This window comes from Microcoleus sp. Pol12B5, from assembly GCF_036701335.1.
Lineage (GTDB): Bacteria > Cyanobacteriota > Cyanobacteriia > Cyanobacteriales > Microcoleaceae > Microcoleus.
The window spans coordinates 20,322-27,087 of record NZ_JAUBQQ010000079.1 but is presented as its reverse complement, the minus strand read 5'-3'; the positions used below and the strand labels follow the sequence as shown (position 1 = coordinate 27,087).

Genomic DNA, 6,766 nt, shown 5'->3' with positions numbered 1-6,766 from the left:
TTCTAATTAACTCATAATTTTGCCTGGAATATCATTCTACTATGTATTTGTGTAATTAATTCTGTCTAACTACTTAGATAAATAGAGCTTTAGAAGTACCGCTACTGTTGCGGTTCGTCCGGGCTAAGGGTTCATTAGGGCGATCGGCCGATCGGCTTTTACAACAAATCGTTTATTTAATCTAAGCAAACACAGGGCAAGTCTATGTACTTGTCTCTAATCAACACGGGAGAATAACGTGTCTAATTTTTTCACGCCTGAATTTAATAACGAAAGTGCGATCGCTCCTTGGAATGCCAGCCTAGAACCGACTAAGGCAATTATCCCGCAGCTAGATGCTAACCGCGTCCTAACCGGGGGTGTTGGTCAGGAAGTTAATATCCCGACTTTAACGCCAGAAGCCTATGACAATATCATCTTGCCTGACGCTGCGCTAACCCGGATGGCTAATGGGGCGATCGCGGACTCCAACAGCAGTTTACCGGATAGCTCTGTCGATTTGCTGACAGGTCAGGCGATGTCAGAAGTCTATGGGGATTTGAGTAAGTTTGCGGCCGGGCCAGATTTCGTGGCTAAGATGAATGTGGCTTTTGGGGAAAACTGGGATGCTGCGGCTGCGAAAGCCTTAGCTGAAGGATGGTTTCAGGGAGATTTTAGTGATATCCCGCCGGTGAAGGTTGTCTCGTCTGCTGAGATTGCTGGGGCGAATGGGGCTTTTGCTGCGGCGACGGATACGATTTATTTATTGAAGGAATTTTTGGCTCAGAATGGGGCGAATCCGGCGGCGGTTTCGGATGTGTTGCTGGAAGAGATAGGGCACTCTGTTGATTCGCGGTTGAATGTTACGGATTCACTGGGGGATGAGGGGGCGATTTTTGGGGCGGTTGTTCAGGGGAAGGAGTTGAGTGAGGGTGAGCTTCAGGGGTTGAAGAGTGAGGACGATCGGGCGACTGTCACTATAGATGGAAAAATACTTTCAGTAGAGTATGCAACATTTTACGGAATTAATTTTTCCCAAGACTGGGGAGGAAACATTTTTGATTGGAGTTCAGGAGAAATCGTTGAAAAAGGATTCATTCCATTTACTCGTAATAATGACAGGGATGCTGCTTCTTAGGGAAACGTTATTTCTCGAAATTGGGGTAATGGGGCTCCGAGTAATGTCGGTGTAGGTTCTGATAAATTTGGGGTATTTCTTTACAGACAAGCAGATTTTTAAGCAGGTGTAACATACAACTTTTCAGTAAAAGCAGATGACTATTATCAAATAGGAGCTATACCAGTTAACGCTAATCAATCTAATCAATGGAATAACATAAGTGGTCAAAATTGGAAATGGTTAAATGATGCTTACGGCGGGAAGAAATATACTTTTACTCCTGTAACTACTGGTAAATATTGGGTCTATGCTGGATATGCTGAAGAAAGAGGTGATGCCAGTTTTTCCCTCTCTTGGGATAGTAACAAAGATATCACGGTAGAAAACGAGACATTTCCCGTCAAGCTATCGCTTTACGAAAATGGTGTAAAAGGGAAAGCTGAACGTAGTAATATTGACCCCAACAAAGACACCGTTGTAGTGATTCATGGTCGTGGTAATGGTACGGAAGATGGCAATATAATTAACTTAGCGGAAACAGTAGCCGCTAGTCAATATTACCCAAACTCTCAGGTACTTTACTTAGACTGGAAAGAGGCAGCAAATGACCCTGGTAGTCCGGCTCTTTTGACGATTCCTTACGACGCTGCGAAGCGGATCAGACCCGTTGCTGACTGGGCTACAAATAGGTTGAAAGAATTAGGAATAGATCCTAAACGAACTATTCTTTTAGGTCATAGTTTAGGCTCTTACGTTGCCTCTGAGATAGGAAGAATAAGTGGAGGTGTTAAGAATCTTGTTGCACTCGATCCAGCTTCTCCTGCTGGCGATTACGACATTGATGGCAATAACCCAGGAGATGATGGTATCGTAGAATTTAGTAAGACCGCTACTAAATCTATTGCATTGGTCGTTTCAGATAGTAGTAGTCCTAAGGTGGGCGCTATAGCAGGTGATAATGAGCAAGCTACAACTGCGGATTATTCCTACCTAGTTAATTTCACTGGTTATGTAGGGGAAGACGCTGCGAGAGATTATCATAACCGTGTTATTGATGTTTTCAAAGACTTGGCTTCAAAACCATCATTATCTTTCCCATCTCTTCTCACTCTTGATCGATTTGATAACTTCGGTAAAGTACAGCCTTCTCTGTTTGTATTTGATCGGGCTCATGAGGGTGTTATCTCAGCCGATTTAAGTAACGGAAACTCAAGTATAACTGGTTTAGATTATGTGTCTAACGGTAGCAATCAAAGAACCTGGATTTAGGTAACAATTAATGCCGATTGCTCCGCTCATATTGGGCCGAATCTAAGCATCTCTGCATCCTTTATGCCCCCTATAATTTAGATCGAGACTACATCTGAGCGCTCGCCATTCGTATCTTGAAAGAGCGCTCGCTCCTAATTTTCTCCCTCTCCAATCCAGTCAAATTTACAGTTGAGAACAAATAACGATGGCATTAAGATTCATCAATGATAATGGTCTATTTCGCTTGTTCGGCGATAACACAGCAGAATTAATCGAATTATCCCCTAGACTACTAACAGATATTTCTGGTGGTGTCTTTGTTCTAGGTGGCAATGATACAGTTACAGGCTCTACCATCAGCGAACTAATTCTGGGAAACGACGGTCAAGATAGCATTTCAGGTGGAGAGGGAAACGAGAGTTTATTTGGTGGCAAAGGCAACGATCAACTCTTTGGTGATACAGGCGATGATTTTCTCTCAGGTGACAGGGACATTGATACACTCAGTGGCGGACAAGGAAGTGATACATTTGCCTTGTCAACAGGTGGCGGTTTAGACCTCATCACCGACTTTGAAAATACGATTGATTACATCCAAGTACCAGTCGGTGTAAATATCAATGACATCTTGATTCAAGCTGCAGGTGCTAATACCATACTTAGTCTTAGAAGTACAGGTGAACAATTAGCCCAACTGAATAATGTTCAGGCTTCCAGTATTACAACTGCACGCCTTTTGTTAGCTAATCAGCCACCTGTTGAGAGTCCACCTCTGTCTGTAAATATACCACAGCCACCTTCACAACCTCCTATTCCTCTGTTGCCTGATTTCCCACAGCCCACTATTTCACTTTGAAATGTACTGTTATCGCCCCTTTTATTCTTAGGGGCGAGGGTCTTTTTCCCCAAGTCCGATGCTACTTTCAGTGTCGGCATTTATGAGGACTGCTCAAAGCTCGATCACGCTCTGGAAACTTTGATTGCAGCGGGCATCCCCTGTCATTTATATAAAATACTGACTTCCAACGATGACATCGATTTGAAGCCTGTAACGCAATAGCTCAAAGCAGTCTGATCATGTCTTGGGTGTAGCGCAATTGTTCTTTTTCCCAAAGTGCGATCGCCCCTCGGACATCTCAAATCCAAAAGTGCGATCGGCATCCCTAAGTTAAGATATAAACTGAGAAATCACCATGATAGTAATACGACAGGAATGTGAGATCGGAAATTCTCAAAATCTTTATCAGTAGTGAAAATGCTGTAACCGCGACGATGAGCAACGGCACATAACAGAAAATCAGTATTTGAACCCTGAACGCCATTACTGCGACAGGTATTGAAAAACTCTGCGGCTAACTCATAATCTTCCGTTGTTAGCTCTAAATCAGGAAAAGCAGGAAGATACTCTCGCAATCGAGCAAACTGTTCCTTGTAGCGTACCCCTGAAAGCACCTCCTGACGAATAGCCCCCAGTAAAACAACTCGTCCATCTGCAATCAAATCACGCAGTAGATTAAAAATAGAGAGCGCATCATTTGTTGTGTTGCGCCGCAAGGCCAACGACCAAACGGAACTATCAACAAGAACATTTATAAAGTTTGTCGCTGTTGCTTGTAGTTATAATCTTCATCGTAGTCAATAGTCCCAAACAATTCCATTACTTTTAGTTGTTTGCGACGTTGAATGTACTCGCGTAAAGCTGCTTCAATTAATGTAGTAGGTGTTGGATGGTTACTCAAATCAAGGGCTTCTTGAAGGAGATTTTTGTCAATTTCGAGCGTAGTTACCATATATTTTCCTCGTGCAAGTAGGGTATCACGCAATTGCCACCGAACAATGCTGTAATTTTAGTGTAGCACTGCAACTCTATCAATGGGCGATCGCTTTCTGCATTTAGTTCGCGGGAGGAGTAAGTTTTCGATGCCTATTAAAACTAACTCTTCTATCGATACATTCAAGTCGTTGGCGAGTTTTTGTAACTTCAGGAGTCGCTCATCAGAAAGGGCGATCGCGATCGTATTCATCTGACTTACGCTCCTAGCATGATGCCTTAAGTATAGCCAATAAATCACTGACTTTTAGTCACCGTTAAACCAAATTGTAGGGTGCGTTAGACATTAATTCTTTCGATTTCAACAGGTTTGAAGGATCTGACGCACCCTACGAACAGTATTTCGATCGCCCCCACCATCAACTAGATGCAAACTCGATCGAGTCCGGCCTGAATCGCGGGAGTCCAGAAGTATAGAATAGAGGTTGCGGAACCGGCACACCGCCCGATCGCTCGCCCCCAGCAATTTGTTACCCTAAAAATAGAATCTCCCCTCCCTCAACTCTCTCCCATGAACAACGCTTCTCCCCTGATTCAAACGATAACTCCAGAACGCTGGGCCGGGTTTAGTATGGACTTTATAGGGGCGGGTTACACGGGTCTGTTGGTCAAAAACGGCCGCGCCGTGCGTACCCTAAAACCCGGGCGACATTTCAGCTTTGCCCTTCCCCTGCTAGAACAGTCTCAAATTGTCCTCGTAGACACCAAACTCCGCAATTTGGATGTACAGTCGCACGGAGATTTTTTGTCTAAGGATCGGTTTTTAATTGATGCTACTCTGACTGTTATTTATCAAGTTATAGATCCGAAACGAGTAGCTTTAGAATTGTCCGATCCTATAGCTGTCTTAGCAAGTGCAGTTAAGGATTGTATGGGATTAGCGATCGGGCAAATACCCCTACAACAGCTAATCAGTCAAGGACGGCTGTTGCTGCGCCAAAATTTGCTCGATCGCGTCCAAGATTTTTATACTCTAGGTTTTAACTTAGAAGACGTGCGAATTGGCGATGTCAGCTTTCCCGAAACCAACGGAGTTATTCGCCAAGTTGAGGGCATGAGTGCCCGACAGGAAGCAGAAAATGCCGCCGCCCTGCAAATGAGAATTGCCGAAGCCGGCCGCCCGATTGTTCCTCAATCTCCCGTACAGCAGTTAAACTTAATTTCAGGTAATTCTCCTGCGAGTATTCCAGCTTCTGACACAGCAGCAGGGTTCGATCGCGATTTACAACAACTAACACAACAACTTGCTCAAAACAGTCTCCCAGCAGGGAGAAATCCTCCCCAACTTGCACCGACGGTACTCGCAAGCAGCGATCGCAAAACAACCGCATATTTAATCTACAAACTTTCTGGAGAGGCGATCGCCCTAACAGCCAATCCCTTTACAATTGGACGCGAACCAACCAACACTTTAGTATTACAAGATCCGCAAAGTTCGCGCTACCACGCTCAAATCCGCCGGGCCACTGACGAAATTGGTAAACAGCGGTATCAGCTTGTCGATAGCGGCAGTTCCAACGGCACTTTTGTAGGAGGGCAGAGGCTGGCTGCTAACGAGCCTTTTTGGCTGCCAAATGGCTGCGAAATTGCGATCGGTGACCAAAAATGGATCTTTCAAAATTCGTGAGTGAAAGATATGAAGATGTTGTTAAACTGCAGATAAATACAAATGAATCCCATCAGCGTTCATCTGTGTTTATCTGCTGACATCTGCGGTTGAAAAATCCCAATCAAAGTAACTTGCTTTAAACGATATACAAGTAAAAAATGCCGAATCTACCGTAAATATGAATGTTTTTTTAAACCGCAGATAAACACAGATAAATTCAATCGGCTTTCATCAGTCAGGTTTCTGTAGGGGCGGTACTAAGAGTCCCCGCCCTTCCCACACAGCTTGACCGAAAGCATCCAGGATACAAGCCCCCGGATTCATTCCGAAAGCAGACTCAGAACCCAGAAATACAAAACCTGTATCCGATAAACTTGCCCCCGAATTTATCCGTGGGGTCAATGCTTCAATTCTTTAATCTAAAATCTAAAATCTAAAATCTAAAATCGACTGACAACTTCTCCCTCCCCCATTCCCAATACTCCCAGGTAGAATTCTCTTGCCAACCCTAGGGGGGATATCTCCACAAGCATTTCGAGCGACAATTTGTCAAGATGGAAAATATAAGTAGAGGACAACCTGATGAACTTTTCTATACAATCTGTTTACAACTGGTACCGCGACACCCTCCGCAACCCCAAATACCGCTGGTGGATTATTCTGGGAACCCTGGCATATCTGGTAAGCCCGATCGACATAGCCCCAGACTTTCTCCCCGTCATCGGACAAATTGACGATGTGGCGATCGCAGTCTTGCTGATTTCCGAAGTATCCCAAATGGCGATCGACTACTTTAAATCTCGCCAAACAGAGACAGCATCAGCATCCGAAGCCACCGGTGCCCATTATTCTGAAGCCCAAGGCAGCACCGTTGACGTAGATGCAGTTTCTGTAAAATAATTGCCAAAAATAATCGATCGCTACAACCCCGACTTCTTCAAGAAATCGGGGTTTTTGTTTTTTAAATGGCAACTGC

At 44.3% G+C, this 6,766-nt stretch carries 9 protein-coding genes; 5 read left to right on the top strand and 4 right to left on the bottom strand.

Annotation, left to right across the window (positions count from 1 at the left end; translation table 11 throughout):
* Nucleotides 1–238: 238 nt before the first annotated feature.
* The 3 genes from QUA24_RS23690 (at nucleotide 239) to QUA24_RS23680 (ending at nucleotide 3,206) form a co-directional block, all read left to right on the top strand.
* Nucleotides 239–1,117: a hypothetical protein gene (locus QUA24_RS23690; protein ID WP_333232544.1), complete on the top strand. Its 879-nt coding sequence runs from the start codon at nucleotides 239–241 to the stop codon at nucleotides 1,115–1,117.
* Nucleotides 1,118–1,267: 150 nt separating this feature from the next.
* Nucleotides 1,268–2,368, top strand: coding sequence for a hypothetical protein (locus QUA24_RS23685; protein WP_333232550.1), 1,101 nt, complete (start codon nucleotides 1,268–1,270; stop codon nucleotides 2,366–2,368).
* A gap of 187 nt (nucleotides 2,369–2,555) precedes the next feature.
* Complete coding sequence (locus tag QUA24_RS23680; protein ID WP_333232542.1) at nucleotides 2,556–3,206, top strand: hypothetical protein; 651 nt, start codon at nucleotides 2,556–2,558, stop codon at nucleotides 3,204–3,206.
* 332 nt (nucleotides 3,207–3,538) lie between these two features.
* Here QUA24_RS23680 and vapC read toward each other — a convergent pair whose 3' ends face one another.
* From vapC to QUA24_RS23665, 3 genes are read right to left on the bottom strand one after another with little or no spacing between them, the layout of a single operon-like run.
* Complete coding sequence (gene vapC / locus QUA24_RS23675; protein WP_333232548.1) at nucleotides 3,539–3,943, bottom strand: type II toxin-antitoxin system VapC family toxin; 405 nt, start codon at nucleotides 3,941–3,943, stop codon at nucleotides 3,539–3,541.
* The gene (locus QUA24_RS23670) at nucleotides 3,940–4,140 is read right to left on the bottom strand and encodes a type II toxin-antitoxin system VapB family antitoxin (protein WP_333232540.1); all 201 of its coding nucleotides are present in this window, start codon (nucleotides 4,138–4,140) and stop codon (nucleotides 3,940–3,942) included. Before QUA24_RS23670 ends, vapC begins: the two co-directional genes overlap by 4 nt.
* A gap of 57 nt (nucleotides 4,141–4,197) precedes the next feature.
* Nucleotides 4,198–4,422, bottom strand: coding sequence for a hypothetical protein (locus tag QUA24_RS23665; RefSeq protein WP_333232539.1), 225 nt, complete (start codon nucleotides 4,420–4,422; stop codon nucleotides 4,198–4,200).
* Nucleotides 4,423–4,692: 270 nt separating this feature from the next.
* On the opposite strand from QUA24_RS23665, the gene QUA24_RS23660 reads away from it, so the two are divergent.
* Nucleotides 4,693–5,808, top strand: a complete 1,116-nt coding sequence (locus QUA24_RS23660; RefSeq protein WP_333232537.1) for an SPFH domain-containing protein — start codon at nucleotides 4,693–4,695, stop codon at nucleotides 5,806–5,808.
* 213 nt (nucleotides 5,809–6,021) lie between these two features.
* Here the strand turns inward: QUA24_RS23660 and QUA24_RS23655 are convergent, their stop codons facing one another.
* A complete protein-coding gene (locus QUA24_RS23655; RefSeq protein ID WP_333232535.1) occupies nucleotides 6,022–6,192 on the bottom strand; it encodes a hypothetical protein in 171 nt (56 codons plus the stop codon).
* A gap of 180 nt (nucleotides 6,193–6,372) precedes the next feature.
* Between QUA24_RS23655 and QUA24_RS23650 the strand changes: the two genes are divergently transcribed.
* Nucleotides 6,373–6,690, top strand: coding sequence for a YkvA family protein (locus tag QUA24_RS23650; RefSeq protein ID WP_333063952.1), 318 nt, complete (start codon nucleotides 6,373–6,375; stop codon nucleotides 6,688–6,690).
* The last annotated feature ends 76 nt before the right edge of the window (nucleotides 6,691–6,766 follow it).